This is a genomic window from Ensifer sp. D2-11 (genome assembly GCF_054161295.1).
Window position 1 is genome coordinate 1,079,164 of sequence record NZ_CP096433.1, and the last position, 23,246, is coordinate 1,102,409.

The following is a 23,246-nucleotide window of genomic DNA, read 5'->3' on the forward strand; positions in this document are numbered from 1 at the left end:
CGCGAGACGATTCAGATCAGCCTGGATCTCAGAGGATTTGCATCTTTTTGCCGTTATGCATGTGCAGACCGGCAACTGGCAAAGCTCGGAGCGGTTCTGCTCGGCGCAGGGATTATCGAAGGGTAGGAAATTGCATCTCCTGGAAAAACTGAGGGCGCTTTCGATCGCCCTGTCTTTCGGTGCGCTGACGCTCGCTGCCGGCGGATCCGCAGTTGCGCAGGAGCCCGCGCCGAGCGTAGAGCAAACCCGGCCGGCCCAACAGGCCGCACCTGCCCAGCCTCTCCAGCCTGCCCAATCCGTCCAGCCCGCGCCGCAGGCCGAACCGGCACAGCCGGCGACGCAGACCGGGACGGGTCAGGCGCCGGATGCCGCATCGCCGGTATTGCAGCAGGCGGAGGATCAGCTTGCCCAGGCCGACCGGGAGCTGAAGCGTCTCATCGAGCGTACCAATGCCGTCGAGGACGACGACGCCATGCTCGCCGAACTCAGGGTGCAGGTCGACGAGCTTTCGAAGCAGATCATCGCCGCCTCCGTCCCCACCCGTCCGAGGCTCGACGAAATCAAGGCGAGGCTCACGGAGCTCGGCGATCCTCCCGGTGAGGGGCAGCCGCCCGAAGACGCGGTCATCACCGATGAGCGCAAACGCCTCCTGGCGGAACGCGGGGCGATCAATGCTCTGACGGGCAGGGCGGAGAACCTCTCGGTCGAGGCGAGGAAACTTGCCAACCGGATCACCGCGACGCGCCGGGCGATCTTCTCCAACACCCTGCTGAGACATACGGATGTCTCGGCGGCGATGTTGAGCGAAGCCGTCACTGCAACGATGCACGAAGCGATGGCACTGTCGCGCAGCATCGGCGGTTGGCTGACATTCGCCTGGAATTACAAGCGCGTGCCGCTGCTGAGCGCGATCTTCCTTTCGCTCTGCGCCGCGCTGCTCTTCCTGGTCGGCGGTTACAGGCTTTTTTCGCCGGTCCTCATGCGCCACGAGGAAGACGACGAGCCCACCTATTTCCGGCAGCTTTCGCTTGCGTTCTGGTCGACACTCATCCCGACTCTGGCGCTCGCCGCCTTCGCTATGTCGAGCTACTTCTTCCTCAGTAGTTTCAACGTCTTGCGGCCGGATATTGCTCCCATAGTTGCGATCACGCTCGCCATGGGCGTCGTGCTGTTCTTCATAGCCAGGCTGGCAGGCGCGGTGCTATCGCCGAACCGATCGAGCTGGCGGCTCGTGCGCGTTTCGGATCGCGGCGCGAAAATGCTGATGGTGCCGATCTTCGCGATGGCGCTCGTCAACGGGCTCGACTATCTGCTCGGCAGCATCAGCGAGTCTCTCGGTTCTCCGGTGGTGCTGACGATCGCCAAAAGCTTCGTGGCATCGATCATCATCGGTCTCATTCTCATGTCGATGGCGTGGATCCGGCCTGTGCTGAGGGCCGATGAACCTTACGATGCACCGGGACGTCCCTGGCCGCGGGTTATTTCGCTCTCGTTTCTCCTGCTGGGCGCGGCGCTCATCGCGACTGCATTGTCGGGCTATGTCGGCCTGGCGCGCTTCATCGCCACGCAGATCACGGTAACGAGCGCGATCCTGGTGACGGTCTATATCGGCCTCCTTACGGGGAAGTCCGTGTCCAAGCAGGGCGCCTTTGCCGAAACGGTAGCCGGACGCTATCTGGAGCGCCGCTTCCATCTGGAGCCGGTTGCGCTCGACCAATTCGGCCTTTTTGCCGGTCTCGGCATTTATGTGCTCGTTCTCTCCTTCTTCATCCCGCTGATATTGATGCAGTGGGGCTTCAAGACTGCGGACATAGAGTCCTGGGCCTATCAGGTGCTGACCGAAATCAGGATCGGCACGATCACGATTTCGCTGGTGGGCATTCTCGCGGGGGTACTGCTCTTTGCCCTCGGCTTTCTCGTCACGCGTTGGGTGCAGCGCTGGATCGACGGCAACGTCATGGCGCGCAGTCGCGTCGACGCCGGCGTGCGCAACTCCATACGTACCGGTATCGGCTATATGGGCGTGGGCATTGCCGGCCTTATCGGGTTGTCGGCCGCCGGCATCGATCTTTCGAGTCTCGCCCTCGTTGCCGGCGCCCTCTCCCTCGGCGTCGGTTTCGGCCTGCAGAACATCGTCTCCAATTTCGTTTCGGGTCTGATCCTGCTGGTGGAGCGTCCCTTCAAGGTGGGCGACTGGATCGTCAGCGGTACGACCGAAGGCTTTGTGCGGCGAATCTCCGTCCGCGCGACCGAGATCGAGACCTTCCAGCATCAGTCGATCATGATGCCGAATTCTCTGCTCATCAACGCCTCGGTCGGAAACTGGACGCACCGCAACAAGCTCGGCCGGTCGGAAATTGCAGTGACGGTGACCTATGCCAGCGATCCGCGCCGGGTTATCGAACTGCTCTACGAAATCGCCGCAGCCCATCCGATGATCCTCAAGAACCCGGCTCCCAATGTCGGCTTCACGGCCTTCGAAGACGAGCGAATGACGTTTGAATTGCGCATCTATGTCGCGGACGTGCTGACGGCCGGCGGTGTTCGCAACGACCTTCGCGTCTCGATCTACGAGCGCTTTCGTGACGAGGGAATCGGCGCGCCGTTCCCGATGAAGATCGAGGATGTAACGCCTGAGGAAGAAGCCGGAAGCGCCGGACCCGAACCTTCGGTTATGGAGAAAGAGAAGGCCTGATCTCGCCGAAGATAAGGCCTGACGCGCCGGCGCCATTGGCGAAGGCAGGAAAGAGAAGAAGGAGCGGTAATACCGCTCCTTCTATCGGCCGAACCCCGGCCGCACGTTGAAACTGCGCACTTCCGCCCGGAAACGGTTACACACCCGTTTCCGGGGAGTGCTCTAAAGCCCGGCCAGCGCCTGGGCCACCGGCATAACGTGTGGCCACACCTCCATTGCGCCGCGATAGATCATGTCGAGTGCGACGTAAAAGATGATCGCCAGGCCGATGTAAGCGATCCAGTGGTACCGGCTGAGCAGGCGGGCGATAAAGCCCGCGGCGATACCCATCATCGCGATAGAGAGCGCCAGACCAAAGACGAGCACGGTTGGATGCTCTCGGGCGGCACCGGCGACGGCGAGGACGTTGTCGAGCGACATGGACACGTCCGCTATCACGATCTGTGTTGCCGCCTGTTTGAAAGTCTTCTTTGGGGCCGAGGCGTCCGCATTTCCCAGGCCGTCAACGCCTTCGTGACCGCCAGTGCGAATCTCGCGCCACATCTTCCAGCAGACCCAAAGCAGGAGGAGCCCGCCGGCGAGCAGGAGCCCGATGATCGCAAGCAGTTGGACCGTGAAGATTGCGAGCACGATGCGAAGCACGGTGGCGGCGAGAATGCCGACGAGAATAGCCTTCTTGCGCTGCTCCAGCGGCAAGCCGGCTGCTGCAAGACCGATAACGACGGCGTTGTCGCCGGCAAGCACCAGGTCGATCACAATGACCTGCAGCAGTGCCGTCAGGCCGGCGGAAGTGAAAATCTCCATGTGTGGTAACCCTTCTTGTCCCCGAAACGCCTGCGGCGTTGCAAAACGCATAGACCGCGAACAATCGACGGATCAAGTGGGCCGGGACAACTAATCGGCATTTTCGAAGGACACACAAATGCCGAGCAGCTTCCGGTGCTCTGACGCGGCTCGAGCCGCCGCATTGTTTTTCCTGCACGGCTTACGCTGCGAGAAATTCTGGGCTACGGCGCCGCGCGTCTTATCAGACGCGCAAAGGTCGCTGTAGCGCTTTGATCTGCTGCATGTTTTTGACCTTTGATCGGTTACGATCAAAGGAAACATGCACTACAGCGCCGCGCGTCTTATCAGACGCGCAAAGGTCGCTGTAGCGCTTTGATCTGCTGCATGTTTTTGACCTTTGATCGGTTACGATCAAAGGAAACATGCACTACAGCGCCGCGCGTCTTATCAGACGCGCAAAGGTCGCTGTAGCGCTTTGATCTGCTGCATGTTTTTGACCTTTGATCGGTTACGATCAAAGGAAACATGCACTACAGCGCCGCGCGTCTTATCAGACGCGCAAAGGTCGCTGTAGCGCTTTGATCTGCTGCATGTTTTTGACCTTTGATCGGTTACGATCAAAGGAAACATGCAGTAGGCTGGCCGTGGCTAGAGGGGTGGCCGGCGTCTTCCTTTTCGCGACGGGAAGGCGGCCAGCCGAAACGGGGGCGGCGCTCGTGCGCCGAATGTGATGAAGACGTATGCTGTCGTTATGGTGTCCGCAATGCTGTGGGCTGGCGTGGCCTATGCCGCGACCGTTACAAACAAGGATGGCGAGGCCGCTGTTCTGGTGATCGTCGAAGGGGAGAGCCGGATCGAAGTGGCAATCGATGCAGGTGCGACGGAAGTGATCTGCCCCGGCGGCTGCTTCGTTACTGCGCCGAGCGGCGACCGCGTGGGACTCCAGGGCGACGAGACGATCGAAATCGTCAACGGCTCCGTCGTTGTGAAGTGACGCCACATGCGGCGTATCCTCCGGGAGCGGAAGGCCGCAGGAAGTTGGGCCTTTCAAGATAATGCGGGGCCGTAGCCCCGCAACGTGTTTAGCGACGGCACGTGCAAAGCGGAAGATCAGCTCAGCTTTCTTCGCCGCTCCAGCTCCGCTTCGGTCGGCTGTTCGAACTCGAACGAACCTGTTACGACAGGGCCGCTGCGGACGTATTTGTTGGCGGTGACGCCCGTCCCGGAGACTTTTGAACCGAGGAGTTTCATGGCCATCGGCATGGCGCCGTGACCAAAGAGCCGCTTGCCCCTTCCGAGCACAACCGGAAAGTACGAGATGTACATCTCGTCTACCAGATCGTTGCTGAACAGGGTCTGCAGGAAGTCAGTCGAACCCTGGGTCAAAAGATCGGGACCTTCCTCGCTCTTCAGTTTCTTAAGCATTGCAACTGGGTCGGAGCCGAGAGTACGGCTGTTTTGCCAGTCGAGCCTCAGATCGGGGTTGCGCGTGGCGACATATTTGGTGATCCGGTCAAAGAGCGGACCGATCGGATCGTCAGGGCCGGCATAGGGCCAGTGTGCGGCGAAGATGTCATAGGTCTTCCGCCCAAGCAGAAGATCGAACGGCTTGGAAAACATCTCGTCCACCGCTTGTCCCATGGTCTCGTCGAAATAGGGGGCGGCCCAGCCGCCATGGTCGAAGCCGCCGACCGGGTCCTCGTGCGGTCCGCCCGGCGCCTGCATGATTCCGTCAAGGCTTACGAATGCGCCAACGATGATCTTTCTCATTCCGGCTCTCCTCGTTCGTGGTGTTACCGAACCCAGGACGCTGGACGAAGGCCGATACCGACAGCAACGCCACAAACTGCAAGAATTTCCTTGAGAACTTTGGCGTAAGAGCGGCTCACGGGATCGCGAAAATGCTGATCTCGTTGGCAATTCCTCTTAGCGTCACGTTGTGCGCCATCGGACTTAGGCCCCGATCAGAGAGCACACCGGATGCTCGAGGATCCTCGAGGACGGAGCCGGTCGCGAAGATCTCACGCGAGGTGGCGAGATGTTGCACGCGCGAGGCGATGTTGACGGTCTGGCCGAAATAGTCCTGCCGGTCGTTCAGGTTGACAGCAATGCACGGCCCCTCATGGATGCCGATCTTGAGGAGCAGGTCCTCGCTGCCGCGCTCTTCGTTGAGTTCGCGCATTGCCTCGCGCATCCGCATTGCCGCGGTGACAGCCCGGTCGGGCGTCGGGAAAGTCGCCATAACCGCATCACCGATCGTCTTGACGACGGCGCCGGCCTCGGCCGCGACGATTTCGTTCAAGACGTTGAAATGCGTTCTTACCAGGTCGAAGGCCGCGAGGTCGCCGACGCGCTCGTAGAGTTCCGTCGAGCCGCGCAGGTCGGTGAAGAGGAAAGTAAGGCTGGTGATCTTCAGCCGTTGGTCCACATCGAGCGTGTCGGTGCGGTAGATGTCGCGGAAAGTCTGGTTGGAGAGCAGCCGCTTGGCGGTGAGAAATGGCCGACGGCGGCCGAGCAGGGCATGCAGCGCTTCGCCTGCCACGCAGATCGAGGGCAGGGTACGAACTTCGGCGTGGTTCTCCACCGAGACGCGCAAGGGGCCGGGCGGCAAGCTCAGCGTCTCGTGGTGGCGGTGCGAGCGATCGAAGACGAGCCCGAGATTCCTCCTTTCCCTTGTCGGTTCGCCGCTCACATCCAGGAATTGCGCGGCATGCGTCACCGGCTCGAAGATGATGACGAATTCCGCGGGAAGCTGCAGCGAGATCACGGCTTTCTCGCCTGGCGGCAGTTCCAGTGCCTCCAGCAGGAATTCGTCGACCTTTGCTTCGTAATCCTCTTCCGGCAGGTCAATGCCGGAACCCCAATAGATCTGGCGAAAATATTCGGCCGGCGGCAATTCATGCGGCGTATGTGCTCCGATGCGGCGCACGCGCGGACTGACCGTGAAGGTGACTTCGACCATCTCGTCGAGCGTCGGCTCGTAACCGGCGGCACAAAGCGCGCAGGTATACTCCGTGCTCTGCACCGTCTTCAGGGACGTGTTGGCATCGAGTACACCGCCGCAACCCGGACAGAGCACGTTCCAGGAAAGCTCGAAAATGCCCAGGCGCGAGGCATGCAGAAAGCCTGCGATCGTCTCTTCCTCGTCGAGGCCCTCGCGCGCGGCAAAGGCGAGCGCATTGATCCGGCAAAGCCTGTGATCGGGTGCATCCCGAACGAGCCGCTCGAATGCATCGGCGACCTCCGTCCTTGCCGAATGGCGCAGCACATCGAAAAGGGGTTGGGCTTCGCTCATGAACACATTCTATACGGAAATCGGCTGGCGGTCAGGCCGCATTTCGGTTTGGGTGCAAAGTAATTTTATATTTGAAGTAATGTAATTTATATTTGTAGTACGAAAATTATTTTTAGCCGTATCTCGATTTGTTCTTTGGAATTTAATATTAGTGGCCTTCTTCGCAACTCAGGGGATGAGCGACATGACTACAGTCGTGGGGACGGCCGGAAACGATACGCTATCTGGAACCGAGGAGAAGGATCGCATCTGGGGTCTAGCCGGCGCCGATGAGATCGATGCCGGCGGCGGCGATGACCTCGTCGACGGCGGGGCTGGAAACGATCGTCTGACAAGCAGGAGCGGGTATGACCGGCTCGACGGCGGCGAGGGAGATGATCTCATCAGCCTGATCGGGACCGGCGGCGCGGTTACAGGCGGTGCCGGCGTCGATACGCTGGTGGTCGACCTGTCGAACGTCAGCTCCGACGTCCGGTTCAGCGGCGAGCACGGTCACGGCATCATCGGCTACAACACGGCGAACTGGGAACACATCTTCTTCAATCGCATCGAGAGGCTGGTCCTGACGACCGGCAGCGGCAACGACCGGATATTCGGCGCCGCCACCGACGACATCACCTCGACCGGCGCCGGGAACGACGTCGTAGGCCCATATGGCGTCGACGGCGACGACGGCACCAGCATGCTGGGCGACGACGCGATCGACACAGGCAGCGGCGGCGACATCATCAACGACACTGTTGGCGCGAACCGGATCTTTGCCGGAGACCATAACGACATCATCATCACCACGCTTTCCTCCGCGGTGATCGACGGCGGTAACGGCTGGGATAAACTCTCCATCTTCGATGAAGGACGAACCGACGGCGTCACTATCGATTTCGGACAGGGGTTTGCCTCGACGGGAACGCTGATCAGCGGGATCGAGGTTGCAAGCGTGGATCTCGGCGGCGGCAGTGATACGCTGATCGCCGGAAATCTGTCTTCGCTCACCGCCCATATGGGCGAGGGCGACAATTATGTCGCCGGCGGCAGCGGCAGGGACTATGTCGCCTCCGGAAGCGGCGACGATGCCCTTTATGGGGGCGCTGGCGATGACATCCTGATCAGTGCCGGCGGGAACGACGTGCTCGCCGGCGGCGATGGGAACGACGAGATTTACGACGGCGGAACGAGTTTCGGCGACGGAGAGACATATATAGACGGCGGCGCAGGCGACGACCTCATCCAGGTGGTTGCGCCATCCGGCTTTATCGATGGCGGGAGCGGCAGCGATACGTTGCGCGTCATCGATCCCCTGCCGGGCACGAATTTCGACGCTTCGACCGGCACGCTGGGTACAACGCTGATCTTTACCAATATCGAGAGATTCGAGCTGTCCGGCGGCTCTGGCGACGATAGCATCCGCACGCTTGCAGGCGACGATCAGCTCGCCGGCAACGACGGCGACGACCGGCTGGACGGCGGCGCCGGAAGCGACGTGCTTTGGGGCGGTGCGGGTGACGATGTCATGACGGGCGGAGCAGGCGCAGATACCTTCCTTTGGTCGTCCGATACGTTTTCGTTCTCAGGTGTGGATCGCATCACGGATTTCGATGCGGACGGCGGCGACCTGCTGCGCTTTACCGGATATGCACCCGACACCACGCGCATCGACAGCTTCGCCGACCTGGTTGCCGCCGCGACCGAGACGGAAGACGGGCTCTACATCGCCTTCAATGGATCCGATACATTCGGTCTGCTGCTGGACAAGGTCGCACTTGCCGACCTTTCGGCGGATGATGTCGTCTTCGTTTGAGGGATGCCTTCGCGGACATTTGGATGAGCGCGCCATTAACACCGGATAAAGCGTTTTGCTCATAGGGTGCCTTCCGGGGACACTCTATTCATAGGCGATCAATGTCATTCTTCGGCATTTCCGGAATGTACTTTTCCGGTGAATCCCTCGGCGAGCACCGTATCGTGCTTGCCGAGGACTCCAACCTCTTTGCTTCGATGGTCTCGAAGCGGCTGAAGGAGCTTTTCGATATCGATGTGATCGTCTGTCGTGACTACGAGGACTTGCAGTTCGCGGTCGAAAACGCTTCCTTCGCGCCATCTCTCGCCATTTCCAATATCAACCTTCCAGGCGCAGAGAACGGAGAGGCACTCACCTACCTGATCGAAATGAGCGTGCCGACGATCGTCTTCACCGGTTCGTTTCAGGAGAGCACGCGCGAGACGATCCTCGCCAAGGACATTGTCGATTATGTCATCAAGGACAGCGTCTTTGCTGTCGATATGCTGGCAGAGTCCGTCTGCCGATTCCTGACGAACCAGCAGCATCACGTGTTGATCGTCGACGATAGCGCGACGGCCCGGGCCGTGTTGACGACGCAGTTGAAGCGCTACAATTTCAGAACGAGCTCGGCGGAAAACGGCTCTGCGGCGCTGGAAATCCTGAAGAACAATCCGGACATCGCCCTCGTCATAACCGACTACAATATGCCCGACATCGACGGTTTCGAGCTTACGCGGCGAATCCGCGCCGCCCACGGCCCGCATCAGCTAAGGATCATCGGTGTGTCGTCGTCGACGGACCGGCTGCTTTCCGCCCGGTTCCTCAAAGCCGGCGGCAACGATTTCGTCGTTCGCCCCTTCGTCAACGAGGAATTCTACTGCCGCGTCAATCAGAACCTCGATACGCTCACCAAGGTGAGAACTTTGAACGCGAGGACCAAGGTTCCGGCCTGAAGGACGATTGCCATTCGGGCGGGTCGGGCGACCGGCGCCGCGGGTTGATTTGGGCCGGCTTCAGGAGAAAACGCCGGGGCCGATGACGCAGGGCCCGTCATGGGCGTTGACGTGGCACCGGCAGTTGCCGGTGCCGCCCGATGAAGGCTCGCTGTTCAATCGTTCCGAAACGCCGCGATCTACCGCGCCATCTGCAGCGTCAGCTTGCGCTCGGCGCGTTCCTGTTGCGGCGAGCGGTTGTAAAGCTCGCGGTAACACTTCGAAAAATGCGAAGCGGAAACGAAGCCGCAGGCAACGGCGACTTCCACAACCGGCATGGACGACTGGATAAGCAGGTGCCGGGCGCGGTCGAGGCGGATTTCCAGATAATAGCGGGCAGGCGACCTGCCCATCTCCTGGCGGAAAAGCCGCTCGATCTGACGGCGAGACAGGTCCGCGCTTTCTGCGATCTCCAGTAGCGACAGCGGCTCGGAGAGGTTGCTCTCCATCAGTTCGATGATCGACAGGACCTTGGCGTTCTGGACGCCGAGACGCGCTCTCAGCGGCAGCCGCTGGCGGTCGTGCGGCCCGCGCACCCGATCGGTGAGCGCTTGTTCGCAGACGCGGTTGACGAGGTTCTCGCCGAAATCCTGATCGATCAGGTTCAGCATCATGTCGAGCGAGGCGGTGCCGCCGGCGCACGTATAGATGTTGCCGTCGATCTCGTAGAGATCCGCATATACATCGGCCTGGGGGAAGCTCTCGGAGAAGCCCGGCAGGTTTTCCCAATGGATCGCGCAGCGCTTGCCCGTGAGCAGGCCCGCCGAGGCGAGCACATGGGCGCCGGTACAGAGACTGCCGACGGCGATGCCGCGGTTATAGGCTTCGCGCAGCCATGCATTCACCGACTTGTTCTGGAAGTCCTCGACATAGACGCCCGAACAGACCAGCACCATGGATGGGCGGCTTTCTCCGCCGAGATATTTGCGTTCGTCGGCGAGCGAGGTGTTGACTTCGAGCGCAATGCCCGCCGACGAATAGACCTTTTGGCCGTCGGTCGAGGCGAGACGCCACGTGTAGGCTTCGTAACCGAGCATCCGGTTGGCGATGCGGAGCGTCTCGATCGCCGCCGAAAAGGGCAGCATCGAAAAGTTTGGCACCAGAAAGAAGACGAGCGAACGCTTCTTCGTCAGCGGTTTGTGCATAAAACCTCCCAGGCTAAAGCACGTTGCATAGATCGAATTCATGCGACGCACTTCAGGTCGTCGCTTTCGTGCATGTCGTCAGCCCCAAACCGCTGCGCACTTTTGGCGACATGCATTAAGGCTCGCATATTCGTCGCTTGGAATATGCGCTTCAGCTTGTCGAATTGCGACATTGGCATGGAAAGCCGCGACTGGGAAGAAATTTCGCATTGCGACATCCCTCCGCCCGGGCCTGTCGCGTGCCGGGTCGACGAGTGTATGAAATGCGACAAGATCATGGATCGCGATGACGTAATCGAGCAAAAATGAGGCAAACTGAGCGAAAGTTGCGCAAGTGAGCTTGAGCTGCGGCTTTACCGCTAGCGACTTTTCACCTTCGCAGAATTCGGATGTCGGTATCTGACAAGACGCATTGGAGAGCGCGCAGCTTCAGGGCCTGTCCCCAATGCAACGCAGCGACGGTGCGGCTTGCATGGGCGTTTAAAATAGGGTACCCCCCTATGCTATGTCCCATACGATCAGAGATCAGGAAAAGTTGCTCGCCCGTGTCCGTCGGCTAAAGGGGCAGATGGAGGCGGTCGAGCGTGCGCTCGAAGCCCGCCAGCCCTGCGGCGATATTCTCAACCTCGTCGCCTCCGTGCGTGGTGCGGTCAACGGGCTGACGATCGAGCTGATAGAAGATCATATTCGCGGGCACGTAGCCGGCCACGAAACCCAGGGAGAGCGCGAAGAGGGCGCTGCCGAACTGATCGAAATCGTCAGGAGATACCTGAAATGAGCGAAACCCATTCACCGGCGCCCGCAGGCCATGATCATGTATTCCTCGGCGACAATCACCAGCGCAACGAAAGGCGAACATGGTTCGTCATCGCACTGACTGCGGGGATGATGGTCGCGGAGATCGCCGCGGGTACCTTTTACGGTTCCATGGCGTTGGTCGCCGACGGCTGGCACATGTCGACGCACGCCGCGGCCCTGCTGATCGCGGCGCTTGCCTATCTCTACGCCCGGCGCAACGCGCGCAACCCGCGCTTTACCTTCGGTACGGGCAAGCTTGGCGATCTCGCCGGTTTCTCAAGCGCGATCGTACTTGCCTTGATCGCTCTGCTGATAGGCTGGGAAAGCCTCCTGCGCCTTGCCAATCCGGTGGCGATCAGTTTTCCGCAGGCCATTTCGGTGGCCGTGCTCGGACTTGCGGTCAATCTCGCCTGTGCCTGGTTGCTTCGCGAGGATCATTCACATCACCACCACGGTCACCACCACCACGGCCATCATCACCATCACGAGCACCACCATAGCGTCTCGGCCCACGGCCGGGACAACAACCTGCGTGCTGCCTACCTGCATGTGCTGGCGGACGCGCTCACCTCGGTCCTCGCGATCGTCGCGCTTGCAGCCGGCAGCGTCTATGGCTGGATATGGCTCGATCCGATGATGGGCATTGTCGGCGCGCTGGTGATTGCCCGCTGGTCATGGGGCCTGATACGGGACAGCGGCAGCGTGCTGCTCGATTACATCCCGCCGGGCGAGGACCTGCCGGACGAAATACGCGCGGCGATCGAGCGGGACGGGGATCGGATCACCGATCTGCACGTGTGGCAGCTTGGGCCCGGCCACCACGGTGCCATCGTTTCGCTGGTGACGAAGAATCCGCAAAGCCCGTCGACCTACCGCCGCAAGCTCGAGCACATCCACGAGCTTTCGCACGTGACGGTCGAGGTCGAGCCGCTGGCGGCCTGAGAGGCAGGGCGATCTATCGCGCCTTGCGCCGCGGATAGGGCGTCTCGCCCCGGGCGAGCATGCCGACATATTTTTCGATGCGCGCGGCGCGCGTCTCGCTCTTCTTCGCGTCGTGAATGCGGAAGAGGATTGCGTAGCGATTTCGGCTGTCGAGTTCGTCGAACAGCATCTTAGCGGCTGCATTCTGCGCGAGCGCATCGTGAAGATCGTCAGGAACGGTCGCCTTGCTCGGCGGTGGCGCGGCGGCATCCCATCGGCCGTCGGTCCTGGCGCGTTCAACTTCGGCAAGGCCGCGCGGCGTCATGCGCCCCTCTGCGATCAATTCGGTCGCCCGAGCGCAATTCACCTGCGACCATCGGCTGCGCGCACGGCGCGGCGTGTATTTGTTCAGGTAAAAGTCGCTGTCGGATCCAATACGCTGACCGTCGATCCAGCCGTAACAGAGCGCCACATCGAGCGCCTCCCTCGGCGTGATGCTCGCTATCCCGGACGCTTTCTTGGCGAATTTCACCCAGAGCCCTTTGCAATCGGAGCCTTGCTCCGCGATCCACGTTTCGAAGGTCTTTGCGTCCGCAAAATGGATCACCGGCAATTGGGCTTCAATTTCACTCATGAGGATTACCGATCTGCTGGGAGCTCTTGGCATGGGCCGCTTTTACGAAAGCAAAAACATACCGCTGACGCCAGCTGCAAATTTTACCAGGAGGCGAGGGTCGTCCGAGCAAAGGCAGTCACAGGCCGCGCGCATTGCTGAAAAAAATTGCGTTGATCAATGTCGGAGACCGGGGGCCCCGCTCGTCTTATCATCGAAACCGGCATAGGCCGGCCGCAAACCGAGGAGAAGACCTATGTTCCGCATCGCACTGATTGCCGCGACCCTGCTTGTTGCGGGCGCCACGCTTGCCCGATCCGAACCGGCGGGCAATCGGGTCAAGGTCAACGGCATGGAAATGTATTACGAAGTCTCGGGCGAGGGCGACCCGCTCATCGTGCTGCACGGCGCCTACATGAACATCCCCTCGATGGGTACGATCATCCCGAAGCTCGCCGAGACCCACAAGGTCTATGCGATCGAGTTCCAGGGCCACGGCCGCACCACGGATATCGACCGGCCGATCACCTATCCCAATCTGGCCGATGACGTCGCGGCCTTTATGGATGCCGTGAAGATCGAAAAGGCCGATGTCTTCGGCTACTCCATGGGTGCGGCTGCCGGTCTGCAGCTTGCCATCCGCCACCCGGAAAAAGTCGACAAACTCGCCACCGCCTCCGTCGCCTATGATGCCGAGGGCTGGCAGCCGGCGTTCAAGGCCTTCATTCCCCAGATGTCGGTCGAGATGTTCGTCAACATGCCGTTTGCCGAGGACTATCGCAAGCTCGCGGCCAATCCCGACGGTTTTCCCGAACTCGTCAGGAAGCTGATCGCGCTGGAGAAGGAGCCGATGGCATGGGAAGCGGACGTCAGGGCGCTGAAAACCCCGGTTTTGATCATCACCGGCGATGCGGACGTGGCGACGCTCGAACATTCGGTCGCTCTGTTCCGGCTGCTCGGCGGGGGCGTCATGGGCGACATGGGCAAACCGCTGCCCGCCTCGCGCCTTGCCGTCCTCCCGGCGACGTCGCATACCGCCGTCATCAGCCAGCCCGAGTTGCTTCATGCGTTCGTCGAACCATTTCTGAAGGGCAAGACGCCGAAGGGATTCTTCGAGTAGGGAGCACTGCTGACGGCGACTGTTTAGCGCTCCTCGAAACAAGAAGGGCATTCCGTTGCGGGAATGCCCTTATAGTTTGGTCTTGCGGTCAATGCCGGGAGGGTGGCATCTGCAGTCTTTAATCATTGGTCCGTCTTATGTACTGCATCATCGACGGAGGGGAAGCCGATATCCTTCAACGTGTCGTAGGAGAGGTTCTCCAGGACACGTTCGTTGCGGTGCCGCTTCCAGGCTGCCCAGGCACGGGCCCGCAGGTTGAAAAGTCCGGGCAGGGCTGCAAGACCCTGGCTCGAAGCGGATGACGAATGCTCGTTCATAGACATTGCTGGTTCCTTCTGAGTTCCTCAAAAGGTCGCGACCATGGACGTTATGGTGCAACGCGATTGATCATTCAAACGAATATGTTTGATGTAATTCATCAAACATCGTGATTGATTTCGCCCGCTATAGCCTTTCTATCGGATGCTCTGATCGGCTGCTGTTCCGCGGGTAACAGGTCGTTTCGCACCCTGGCTGGAAGTCTCGCCAATTGCCGGCGTGTTTCCACCCGATTCCTGACCAGATTGCCGGCACGCCGCCGCTCGGCAATCAGTTCAATAAGAGATCGGGCATGCCACAGCATCGCCAGAACGATGTCCCCCTCATCGATGGATCGAGCCTGCCTGGGCGCCCGATCGGTGGGTGCGGCGCTCGGGGCCGGTCTTTCATGAGGGGCGCCATTATTGATCGCCAACGTCAGAGCGGACATAGCCTTCTCCTTCTGGTTCAGGGCGTTTCCGTCCCTTGCAGCTTGACTATCGCGCATGCGTGATGTTCAATCAAACGAAATGAAGTTAAGCTATCTTTCAGTTTTTCTGATCGAGGATGCCGCCATGAACATGATGATGCGCCACGCGCTTCCGCTGCTCGAAATGGACGTGCTCAAGACTTTCGTCGCCATTGCCGAGACCGGTAACTTTACGACCGCCGCGGAGACGGTCTACCGCACGCCTTCGGCGGTTTCGATGCAGATCAAGAAGCTCGAGGAAATGCTTGGCTGCACGTTGTTCCTGCGCGACGCCCGCTCGGTGTCGCTGACGCCGAAGGGCGAGCTCCTGCTCGGCTATGCCCGGCGGCTTCTGTCGCTCAATAACGAGACGGTGTCCCGCTTCCTGTTGCCCGACATGAACGGTGTGGTGCGGGTCGGTGCGCCGGAGGATGTCGGCGAGCGAATCCTGCCTGATGTATTGAAGCGCTTTGCCGAGACGTATCCGAACGTCACCATCGACGTTTCGATCGGCATGAGCAACGCGATGCGCAAGCGGGTCGACGAGCACCGCCTGGACATCGCCGTGTTCAACAGCCTTTCCGAGGAATCTGCCAAGGGCGCCGAAATCCTGATGCAGGAGAAACTGGTCTGGGCAGGTGCGAAATGCGGGAACGCGCATCTGCGCGATCCTCTTCCGGTTTCCATGTGGGAGGACGGCTGTGTCTGGCGTGCCGATGCGGTCGAGAAGCTGTCGCGTGCGGGCCGCAAATTCCGCGTCGCCTTTTTGAGCGCCTATACCACCGGACAGCGTGCGGCTGTTCTCGCCGGGCTCGCGATCGCGCCGCTGCCGCGCTACCTCGTCCAGGGCGAGATGGTCCAGCTCGGCGAGCGTGACGGCCTGCCGGATCTCGGTCACTACAACATCGGCCTCAAGGTCATCGAAGATGCGCCGGCGCCGGTTCTGGCGGTCGCGGAGCATGTTCGGGCTGCCTTCGCCGAGCTGCGGATGCAGGCGGCATAATCGCGCAAGCGGCTTCCCGGGACCGCCAAACGACTTGAGAAGCAAACGTCGCGCTGAAATTGGGGTGGACGATGATAAGTTATGGCTTATAATAAGCTATGACTTATGATCAGGACAGAGCCTTTATTGCCCTTGCCGATCCAACGCGCCGTGCCATCTTCGAGAAGGTGGCCGAGCGGCGGCAGTCGGTCGCCGAGATCGCCCGGGCGATGCCGGTTTCACAGCCGGCGATCTCACAGCATTTGAAGATACTCAAGGAGGCACACCTCGTGCGCGACGTGCCGTCGGGTGCGCGGCGAATCTATTCGATCGATCCGAACGGGCTGGGGCCGCTCAGGAAATGGCTCGACCGATTCTGGGATGATCAGCTCGCCGCGTTCAAGCAGGCGGCCGAGGGGGCCGAGCGTTCCGAAGAAGCCGAAGAGTAACCTTATCGCGATCTCACGGGAGGAGGACCTCATGAACATGATCGAGCCGGCACCGGTCCGCAAGTCGGTTACGGTGCGTACATCACCGCAGCAGGCGTTCGACGTTTTCGTCAGCGGAATGGGGACGTGGTGGATCATGGGCCACAGCCTCACGCAGTCCGGCCAAAAGACGGTTGTGGTGGAGGCCGTCGCGGGTGGCCGCTGGTACGAGATCGGCAACGCGGGAGAGGAGTGCGAGTGGGGGCGTGTCATCGCTTGCGACCGACCGAACCGAATTCTCTTCGACTGGCAGCTCAACGCCGATTTCGACTACGATCCCGGCCTGCATACCGAAGTGGAGGTCCTGTTCGAGGCAAATGGGGAAGGTGGCACAACCGTCATTCTCGAGCACCGCCATCTTGAAAAATACGGCGTGAAGGCCAAGGAAATGCGCGGCATTTTCGATTCGGAAAATGGCTGGGGCGGCCTGTTGGCGTCCTATGTGGAGAAGGCAGCAGCTTGAGTTCACGCGGGTTCCCGGACGCGTAGGGATGAGGAAATCAAGCAGGCCGCGGCGGGTATCCCGAAGCTCAACAAGCCTTAATCCGGCTGCGAAATGCTGGCCATTCTGGCCAGCCGTTGGAATGCCGTCGGAGCCATGGGCTCTGCTTCGAGCCGCTTGCGGATGAGCGCGGCGCATTCGTCAGGCGTCATCATGGACGTGTCGACTGCGAGATCGTAGATACCGGGGCGATGCACCTCTCGCTGCCATGCGAGCACCTGGCGCGGAACAGGCTCCGCCTCGCTACCGGTGAGGTAACCGCCTTCGCGACCGGGCTGGCCGCGATTGCGTCGCTCCATTATCGTCTCGACCGGACACCGCACCCCGACGAAGAGGACGGGAAGGCCGAGAAGCCGGCGAGCGCAGTCGGGAAGGATATGGCGCGGTTCGGCATAGGCGTCGTGATGCCCGACATCGGCGACAACGTTCAGACCCAGCCGGCTATGCGCGGCAACGGACTCGTAGAGGGCAGCGTAGAAGAGAGGTACGAGCGCTTCGATTTCAGGTAATTCACCGCCGGGCCGCAACCCGATACCCGGCAGGTAGCGGCGAGGCATTACTCGCTCCATGTAAGTGTCGACGCCAAGGTTCATCCATGGTCCGTCGAATGTCTCCTGGATCGCCTCGGCTATGCTCGACTTGCCGGATCGCGGCGCCCCGTTGAGGATGACGATCCTTCCAGGATTGCAGCCGCTTTTCATCGGATCTCCTTGGCCGTCGACACAAGGTTCGGCTATTCGAAGCGGTGAGACGGACTACTCCCTGCTGCGTCGCCGCCTGCGGCCGCTTCCTTCGCCACCGTCATCGGTCAATGACTTGCGCGCCGGCAGGGTAACCACTTCGGCGAGTTTCGGGAAGGCATCCACCTTGTTCGGCATCGCCATGGCGTTGACGAAATGCTCCTGAAACTTCGATTCAAGCGCCGTCTCTATCTTCTCGATTTTCCTCACTGTTTGCTCGATCTCGCGGCGGTGACCGCGATTGAGGAGCGCCATCAGCGCGCCTGTGCCGGCGGCATTGCCGACCGCCTTCACCTCAGTGAGGTCGCAATCGGGGATCAGGCCGAGCACCATGGCATATTTCGGATCGATGAACGAGCCGAAGGCACCGGCAAACCGGATCGTGTCGACGTGATCGACACCTTGTTTCTCCATGAGCAGCTTGATGCCGGCATAAAGCGCCGACTTGGCGAGCTGGATCGCTCTGATATCGTTCTGCGTCACGGTGATGCGCTGTTCGCCTTCGTGGAGCAGATAGGAGAAGGTGCGGCCGTTCGGGATGATGCGCGGGCTCTTCGCGACCATAGCGCCGTCGACGACGCCGTCCTGCGAAATGATGCCGGTGAGGTACATCTCCGCGACGACTTCGATGATCGCCGAGCCACAGATCCCTGTGACACCGACTGCTGCAGCTGCCTCGGCGAAGCCTTCTTCATTCGACCATTTGTCGACGCCGATTACCCGGAACCGCGGCTCCAGCGTCTCGGGATCGATGCGGACGCGCTCGATCGCTCCGGGTGCGGCTCGTTGACCGGAGGAGATCTCTGCCCCCTCGAAGGCCGGGCCGGTCGGCGATGAGGCGGCGACGACGCGCTCCCTGTTGCCGAGCACGATCTCGGCATTGGTGCCGACATCGACGAGCAGCATCATCTTGTCCTGACGATGCGGCCCTTCGGAAAGCGTCGCACCCGCGGCGTCCGCTCCGACATGGCCGGCGATGCAGGGGAGCATATAAAGGCGCGCGCCGCGATTGACCTCTATGTCGATTTCGTGCGCCCAATATTGCAAGGCGCCGGAGACGGCCAGCGCGAATGGCGCCTGTCCGAGCTCCGTCGGGTCGATCCCGAGGAACAGGTGATGCATGATCGGATTGGCGACGACGACCATGTCGAGAATGTCGTGGCGGTCGACCTCGCCCTCAGCGCAGACCTTGCCGATCAGGCCGTTCAACGCTTCACGTACCGCCTTGGTCATCGCCTCGCGGCCATCCGGATTCATCATCACATAGGAGACGCGGCTCATCAGATCCTCACCGAAGCGGATCTGCGGATTCGATGTGCCGGAGGAGGCCACGATGCGCCCGGAGAGCAGCGATACGAGATGCATCGCGATCGTCGTCGAGCCAATGTCGCAGGCGACGCCATAGGCCTCATTCTTCAGTCCCGGCCAGAGAGCGACGATGAAGGGACGGGAGGAGTCCATGTCGCGGTGGATCGCCGCAGTCACTGCCCAATTGCCCTTGCGCAATATGCCTTGGACCTGGGGGATCAGGTGGGGGGCGATCAGAAGGTCCTTCCAACCCCAGTCCTTTTCCAGGACGGCCTTCATCCGATCGAGATCGCCGAGCGGCTTATGCATGTCCGGTTCGTCGATCTCGACATAGCACAGTTGCACCGCCGCGTTGCGCTCGATCACACGATCGCTTGCGGCCTTGCGCACCACCTGCGCGTTGATGACGGTGTCCTGCGGGACGTCGATGACGAGATCGCCGAGAATCTGGGACGAACAGGACAGCCGCCGCCCGTCCGGCAATTCGCGCACGCTCGCGTAACGCTGCTCCTTGGGACCGATCGGCGAGATATGGTCGCTGGACGAAACGATCTTGTGCTTGGCGAAATTGCCTTCCTGGACGGAAACCTGGCAACGTCCGCAGGTGGCGCGGCCGCCACAGACGCTTTCGACATAGACCCCGAGCGAACGTGCGGCGTCGAGGATCGGCGTACCGACGGGGAAACGGCCGCGTTTGCCGGAGGGCATGAAGAGCACCAGCGGATCGTTCTTTTCGTCCTTCGAGGGCACGTTCAACATTTTCTGTCTCGCCAGCAGTTTATTTCGCGAGCCGGCGGGCGTTTGCCCGCACGCGCTTGGCATAGGGCCGAACTGCGGCCGCCGCTATCCGGTTGTGCGCGGCGGCAGAGCCCGGCTTTCCGGCGGCAAGTGCCGCGGCCGCACTCATTCCTTCCTTCACCAGGGCGACATTGGCGGCGACGACGCTTTCGGCGACGGCCGCCATTTTTTCAGTCACCATCCGGCTTGCCTCGACATAGTCGGTTGCCGAGCCGGTGATAGCGGCGACGGCCATGGCCTGCGTACGCGCGGCGATGACCATCGGAGCCTGAAACCAGAGTGCCGCCAGGTCGCTGGCGAAGGAGTGGTGCTTGGCCATTTTTACTCCGCCCGTGCGACGCCGGCGCGCGCCGCGCGTCCGCCGCGCCGCCCGCCGGCACCCGCCGGTGCTGCCGCAGCGGCGATGGCATGGCCGCCTTCGGCCGGCTTGTGGTCGCGATAGGTCATGATCCAGTTTGTGCAGTTCGGGTCGGTGCCGTTAAGCACGTTTGCGGCTCGAACCGCCTCCATCTCCTGCGGACGGCAGGGGTTCATGATGGCCGAGGTCATACCGGCGCCGATAACCATGGGGATGAAGCCGGCGTTGATGCCGTGGCGGTGCGGCAGGCCGAAGGAGATGTTGGAGAGGCCGCAGGTGGTGTTGACCTTGAGCTCTTCGCGAAGGCGGCGAAGCAGCGCGAAGACCTGCTGGCCCGCAGATCCCAGTGCGCCGATGGGCATGACGAGCGGATCGACGACGATATCGTGCGGCTTGATGCCGTAATCGGCGGCGCGCTCGACGATCTTCTTGGCGACCGCGAAGCGGACGTCCGGGTCCATCGAAATGCCGGTCTCGTCATTGGAGATCGCCACCACCGGAACGTCGTATTTCTTGCAGAGCGGCAGGATCGCTTCGAGCTTTTCCTCCTCGCCGGTCACCGAATTGACGAGCGGGCGGCCCTTTGCAACGCGCAGGCCGGCTTCGATGGCGGCGGTAACCGAACTGTCGATCGACAGCGGCACGTCGACGAGGCCCTGAACGATCTCCAGCGTCTTGACGAGGAGCGGCGGCTCGGTCTCGTTCGGGTCGACGGCCGTCACGCCCGCATTGACGTCGAGCATCGTCGCGCCGGCGGCAACCTGCTCCAGCGCATCCTTGATCACGGTGTCGAAGTTGCCCTCGATCATCTCGGCGGCGAGCTTCTTACGGCCGGTCGGATTGATGCGTTCGCCGATGACGCAGAAGGGCTGGTCGAAGCCGATGATGATCTCGCGTGTGGCGGAGGCGACGATGGTGCGGGTCATATAAGATCCTCTGAACCTTGAGCGTTGGCCTATGTAATAGGGCCGTTCTGTGTTTGTAAGGCGCTGGACGAGCAGGAGCGCCGGTTATCCTCTGCTAAAGCCGCCGATCACGGCTTTGTCTCAATGCGGGTGGTGCGCGGCGGCCTCGGCCATCTGCTGCTGATTTTCTTCTTTGCCTTCGCGGATATGTTCCAGCCGCTCGGCAACCAGCGCGTCGGTCGGCGCGGCTTCGCGCGTCCAGGGTTTACGGCCCCTCAGGACACCTGATTCATGGACGATTTCGGCAACATATTCCTCCTGGCGATAGGCCATGACGTGGACGCCGGAGACGCCCTCGATCTCCTTCACCTCGTTCATCATGTCGATGCAGAGTTGCTTACCTTCCTTTTTCTGGTCCTGGGCGCCCTCGAGCCGTTTGATGATGCTGTCCGGAATGTGGATGCCCGGAACATTGGAGCGGATCCAGCGGGCAGTCTTGGCGGATGCCATCGGCCCAACGCCCACCAGGATGTAGCACCTCTCGTGAAGACCGAGATCGCGCACCTTCTTCATGTATTCGCGAAACATCGGAACGTCGAAGCAATACTGGCTCTGCACGAACTGTGCGCCGGCTTCGATCTTCTTGGCGAGGCGATAGGGGCGGAAATCATAGGGCGGAGCGAAGGGGTTGATCGCTGCTCCGAGGAATACCTGGGGCGGCGTCGTCAGCTTGCGGCCCGAAAGGAACTTGGAATTGTCGCGCATGATGCGCACCGTCTCGAGCAGGGACATGCAGTCGAGATCGAAAACCGGCTTGGCCCCGGGCTGATCGCCCGCCTGCACGCCGTCGCCGGTGAGGCACATGATGTTCTGGACGCCCATGGCCGAGGCGCCGAGCACGTCGCCCTGAATCGCGATGCGGTTCTTGTCGCGGCAGGCGATCTGCATGATCGGCGCATAGCCCATGCGCGTCAGGAGCGCGCAGATGCCGACGGATGACATGTGGCAGTTGGCGCCCGAAGCGTCGACCGCGTTGATGCCGTCCACCCATCCGTCGAAGATTGCCGCGCGCTCGTAGACGTCCTGGGGATCGGCGCTGTCCGGCGGATTGAGCTCGGCCGTCACTGCGAACTCGCCGCGACGCAGCACGCGCTCCAACCGCCCGCGCGAGGAATGGCCGGGCAGGGGATCGAGCGGTGCGCCTGGATCGTGGGGATTGATGTCCGGGCTCATTGCTGCGGGCCTTCCTTCTTCGCCGCTTCGCGGGCGGCCGCGGCCTCGGCCGTTACCCGCAACCAGGACGAGGTTTCGCGCAGCGACTGGTTGACCGGCTTCTGCACGTTCATGATCGCATCACCCTTCACCATGTTCTGCGAGCCCTTCCACGCCTGCACCCAGACACAGGGCATGTCCGGCTCGACTTCGCAATTGCCGTTTGCGCGTACGCCGCCGCAGGGCCCGTTCCTGAGCTGCTTCGGACAGTTCATGGGGCACGACATGCCGGTTGAGGACAGTGCGCACTGCCCGCACATGCGACAGTCGAAGAGGAAGCCCTTGACGTGGCGCTCGACGAAGGTCACGGGCCTTTCAACCCGGTTGTAGCCAATTGCGTTCCATAGAGGATGGAGAAGCAGGAACATGTCGGCGAAACGGTTGTAGAACCACTCGAGGAAACGCGAATTGCGTACGGCCCAGAGACGCACCGTGTATTTGTGGCGCGAGCGGCGGCTGGGCGACACGCCCTGGGGTGTATAGGCGCCCGTCGCCGCCTTCCTGGCGGACTGGGCGTTACCGGTCACGACCTTCGGGTCAGGCATTGTCCCGGCCTCCGGCCTTGACGAGTGCGACGAGGCGCTCCCGGTCATAGGCGGCTTCCAATTCGGCCGCCGCCCTGTCGGCTTCCGTCTCGAGGTCGTCGGAGACTGGAACGGGATCGGCCTTGCGCCATTCGGCAAGGTAGTCGTCGGTCTCGGCGGCGCCGGTGCGCATGGCGCACATGTCGATCGCCTCGGTGAAGCGCAGCGAGAGCTCGCGCTTGGCGGTCTTGCGGCCCTGCTTGATGATGACTTGCGCGGGGATATCGCGCCAGTAGACGATAATGCGGTCTGCCATCGGATTCCTGTTCTCCTATAAGGGCGACAATGCGCATGTCCACGCGCCGTGGCTCACCTTGCCACGACGTCCGATATGTCCAAAAACGACGCTGCACAATCACGCATCCGAACCTTGCGCTCGCGGAGCGCGCCGCTTGCGC

24 protein-coding genes are annotated in these 23,246 nt (G+C 61.3%); 10 read left to right on the forward strand and 14 right to left on the reverse strand.

The window, feature by feature from the left end; all coding sequences use genetic code 11:
- Positions 1-37: 37 nt before the first annotated feature.
- Positions 38-2,695, forward strand: a complete 2,658-nt coding sequence (locus M1D34_RS05190; protein WP_033048695.1) for a mechanosensitive ion channel family protein — start codon at positions 38-40, stop codon at positions 2,693-2,695.
- A 162-nt stretch (positions 2,696-2,857) separates the two neighbouring features.
- On the opposite strand, the gene M1D34_RS05195 is transcribed toward M1D34_RS05190, so the two are convergent.
- Positions 2,858-3,499: a TerC family protein gene (locus M1D34_RS05195; protein ID WP_003530075.1), complete on the reverse strand. Its 642-nt coding sequence runs from the start codon at positions 3,497-3,499 to the stop codon at positions 2,858-2,860.
- Between the two features lie 712 nt (positions 3,500-4,211).
- On the opposite strand from M1D34_RS05195, the gene M1D34_RS05200 reads away from it, so the two are divergent.
- A complete protein-coding gene (locus M1D34_RS05200; RefSeq protein WP_013844605.1) occupies positions 4,212-4,475 on the forward strand; it encodes a hypothetical protein in 264 nt (87 codons plus the stop codon).
- A 116-nt stretch (positions 4,476-4,591) separates the two neighbouring features.
- On the opposite strand, the gene M1D34_RS05205 is transcribed toward M1D34_RS05200, so the two are convergent.
- Together M1D34_RS05205 and M1D34_RS05210 are read right to left on the reverse strand one after the other, a co-directional pair.
- Positions 4,592-5,251 (reverse strand): dihydrofolate reductase family protein, encoded by a 660-nt coding sequence (locus M1D34_RS05205; protein WP_028011889.1) that lies wholly within the window; start codon positions 5,249-5,251, stop codon positions 4,592-4,594.
- Between the two features lie 115 nt (positions 5,252-5,366).
- Complete coding sequence (locus M1D34_RS05210; RefSeq protein WP_010969629.1) at positions 5,367-6,776, reverse strand: adenylate/guanylate cyclase domain-containing protein; 1,410 nt, start codon at positions 6,774-6,776, stop codon at positions 5,367-5,369.
- Between the two features lie 184 nt (positions 6,777-6,960).
- Between M1D34_RS05210 and M1D34_RS05215 the strand changes: the two genes are divergently transcribed.
- Together M1D34_RS05215 and M1D34_RS05220 are read left to right on the forward strand one after the other, a co-directional pair.
- Positions 6,961-8,574, forward strand: coding sequence for an SMc04171 family calcium-binding repeat protein (locus M1D34_RS05215; RefSeq protein WP_498781025.1), 1,614 nt, complete (start codon positions 6,961-6,963; stop codon positions 8,572-8,574).
- A 101-nt stretch (positions 8,575-8,675) separates the two neighbouring features.
- A complete protein-coding gene (locus M1D34_RS05220) occupies positions 8,676-9,509 on the forward strand; it encodes a response regulator (RefSeq protein ID WP_003530083.1) in 834 nt (277 codons plus the stop codon).
- Positions 9,510-9,688: 179 nt separating this feature from the next.
- Here M1D34_RS05220 and M1D34_RS05225 read toward each other — a convergent pair whose 3' ends face one another.
- Positions 9,689-10,693, reverse strand: coding sequence for a GlxA family transcriptional regulator (locus M1D34_RS05225; RefSeq protein WP_003530649.1), 1,005 nt, complete (start codon positions 10,691-10,693; stop codon positions 9,689-9,691).
- Positions 10,694-11,198: 505 nt separating this feature from the next.
- On the opposite strand from M1D34_RS05225, the gene M1D34_RS05230 reads away from it, so the two are divergent.
- Together M1D34_RS05230 and dmeF are read left to right on the forward strand one after the other, a co-directional pair.
- Positions 11,199-11,471 carry a metal/formaldehyde-sensitive transcriptional repressor gene (locus M1D34_RS05230; RefSeq protein ID WP_003530653.1) on the forward strand — a complete coding sequence of 91 codons (273 nt, stop codon included), beginning with the start codon at positions 11,199-11,201 and terminating at the stop codon, positions 11,469-11,471.
- Positions 11,468-12,433 carry a CDF family Co(II)/Ni(II) efflux transporter DmeF gene (gene dmeF / locus M1D34_RS05235; protein ID WP_010969625.1) on the forward strand — a complete coding sequence of 322 codons (966 nt, stop codon included), beginning with the start codon at positions 11,468-11,470 and terminating at the stop codon, positions 12,431-12,433. Before M1D34_RS05230 ends, dmeF begins: the two co-directional genes overlap by 4 nt.
- A gap of 13 nt (positions 12,434-12,446) precedes the next feature.
- Here dmeF and M1D34_RS05240 read toward each other — a convergent pair whose 3' ends face one another.
- Entirely contained in the window at positions 12,447-13,046 is a 600-nt protein-coding gene (locus tag M1D34_RS05240) for a YdeI/OmpD-associated family protein (protein ID WP_010969624.1), read from the reverse strand.
- Positions 13,047-13,281: 235 nt separating this feature from the next.
- Between M1D34_RS05240 and M1D34_RS05245 the strand changes: the two genes are divergently transcribed.
- Positions 13,282-14,145, forward strand: coding sequence for an alpha/beta fold hydrolase (locus M1D34_RS05245; RefSeq protein WP_498781029.1), 864 nt, complete (start codon positions 13,282-13,284; stop codon positions 14,143-14,145).
- Positions 14,146-14,267: 122 nt separating this feature from the next.
- Here the strand turns inward: M1D34_RS05245 and M1D34_RS05250 are convergent, their stop codons facing one another.
- Together M1D34_RS05250 and M1D34_RS05255 are read right to left on the reverse strand one after the other, a co-directional pair.
- Positions 14,268-14,468 carry a hypothetical protein gene (locus tag M1D34_RS05250; RefSeq protein ID WP_010969622.1) on the reverse strand — a complete coding sequence of 67 codons (201 nt, stop codon included), beginning with the start codon at positions 14,466-14,468 and terminating at the stop codon, positions 14,268-14,270.
- A gap of 95 nt (positions 14,469-14,563) precedes the next feature.
- A complete protein-coding gene (locus tag M1D34_RS05255) occupies positions 14,564-14,950 on the reverse strand; it encodes a hypothetical protein (RefSeq protein WP_017266499.1) in 387 nt (128 codons plus the stop codon).
- A gap of 67 nt (positions 14,951-15,017) precedes the next feature.
- On the opposite strand from M1D34_RS05255, the gene M1D34_RS05260 reads away from it, so the two are divergent.
- The 3 genes from M1D34_RS05260 to M1D34_RS05270 all read left to right on the forward strand — a co-directional run bounded on the left by M1D34_RS05260 (position 15,018) and on the right by M1D34_RS05270 (position 16,844).
- Positions 15,018-15,914 (forward strand): LysR substrate-binding domain-containing protein, encoded by an 897-nt coding sequence (locus M1D34_RS05260; protein ID WP_010969621.1) that lies wholly within the window; start codon positions 15,018-15,020, stop codon positions 15,912-15,914.
- Positions 15,915-16,012: 98 nt separating this feature from the next.
- The gene (locus M1D34_RS05265; protein WP_003530664.1) at positions 16,013-16,342 is read left to right on the forward strand and encodes an ArsR/SmtB family transcription factor; all 330 of its coding nucleotides are present in this window, start codon (positions 16,013-16,015) and stop codon (positions 16,340-16,342) included.
- A 31-nt stretch (positions 16,343-16,373) separates the two neighbouring features.
- On the forward strand, positions 16,374-16,844 hold the full coding sequence (locus M1D34_RS05270) for an SRPBCC family protein (protein ID WP_498781032.1): 471 nt from the start codon (positions 16,374-16,376) through the stop codon (positions 16,842-16,844).
- A gap of 77 nt (positions 16,845-16,921) precedes the next feature.
- On the opposite strand, the gene M1D34_RS05275 is transcribed toward M1D34_RS05270, so the two are convergent.
- The 7 genes from M1D34_RS05275 to M1D34_RS05305 form a co-directional block, all read right to left on the reverse strand.
- The gene (locus M1D34_RS05275) at positions 16,922-17,584 is read right to left on the reverse strand and encodes a phosphotransferase-like protein (protein WP_498781034.1); all 663 of its coding nucleotides are present in this window, start codon (positions 17,582-17,584) and stop codon (positions 16,922-16,924) included.
- A gap of 54 nt (positions 17,585-17,638) precedes the next feature.
- Positions 17,639-19,690, reverse strand: a complete 2,052-nt coding sequence (locus M1D34_RS05280) for an ASKHA domain-containing protein (RefSeq protein ID WP_003530667.1) — start codon at positions 19,688-19,690, stop codon at positions 17,639-17,641.
- 19 nt (positions 19,691-19,709) lie between these two features.
- The gene (locus M1D34_RS05285; protein ID WP_010969618.1) at positions 19,710-20,048 is read right to left on the reverse strand and encodes a hypothetical protein; all 339 of its coding nucleotides are present in this window, start codon (positions 20,046-20,048) and stop codon (positions 19,710-19,712) included.
- A gap of 2 nt (positions 20,049-20,050) precedes the next feature.
- Positions 20,051-21,013 carry a methyltetrahydrofolate cobalamin methyltransferase gene (locus M1D34_RS05290; RefSeq protein ID WP_498781037.1) on the reverse strand — a complete coding sequence of 321 codons (963 nt, stop codon included), beginning with the start codon at positions 21,011-21,013 and terminating at the stop codon, positions 20,051-20,053.
- Between the two features lie 120 nt (positions 21,014-21,133).
- On the reverse strand, positions 21,134-22,225 hold the full coding sequence (locus tag M1D34_RS05295) for a methylenetetrahydrofolate reductase (protein ID WP_498781039.1): 1,092 nt from the start codon (positions 22,223-22,225) through the stop codon (positions 21,134-21,136).
- Positions 22,222-22,809 carry a methylenetetrahydrofolate reductase C-terminal domain-containing protein gene (locus tag M1D34_RS05300; RefSeq protein ID WP_003530675.1) on the reverse strand — a complete coding sequence of 196 codons (588 nt, stop codon included), beginning with the start codon at positions 22,807-22,809 and terminating at the stop codon, positions 22,222-22,224. The genes M1D34_RS05295 and M1D34_RS05300 overlap by 4 nt, the downstream gene beginning before the upstream one ends.
- On the reverse strand, positions 22,802-23,104 hold the full coding sequence (locus tag M1D34_RS05305) for a virulence factor (protein ID WP_028011899.1): 303 nt from the start codon (positions 23,102-23,104) through the stop codon (positions 22,802-22,804). The genes M1D34_RS05300 and M1D34_RS05305 overlap by 8 nt, the downstream gene beginning before the upstream one ends.
- Positions 23,105-23,246: the final 142 nt, after the last annotated feature.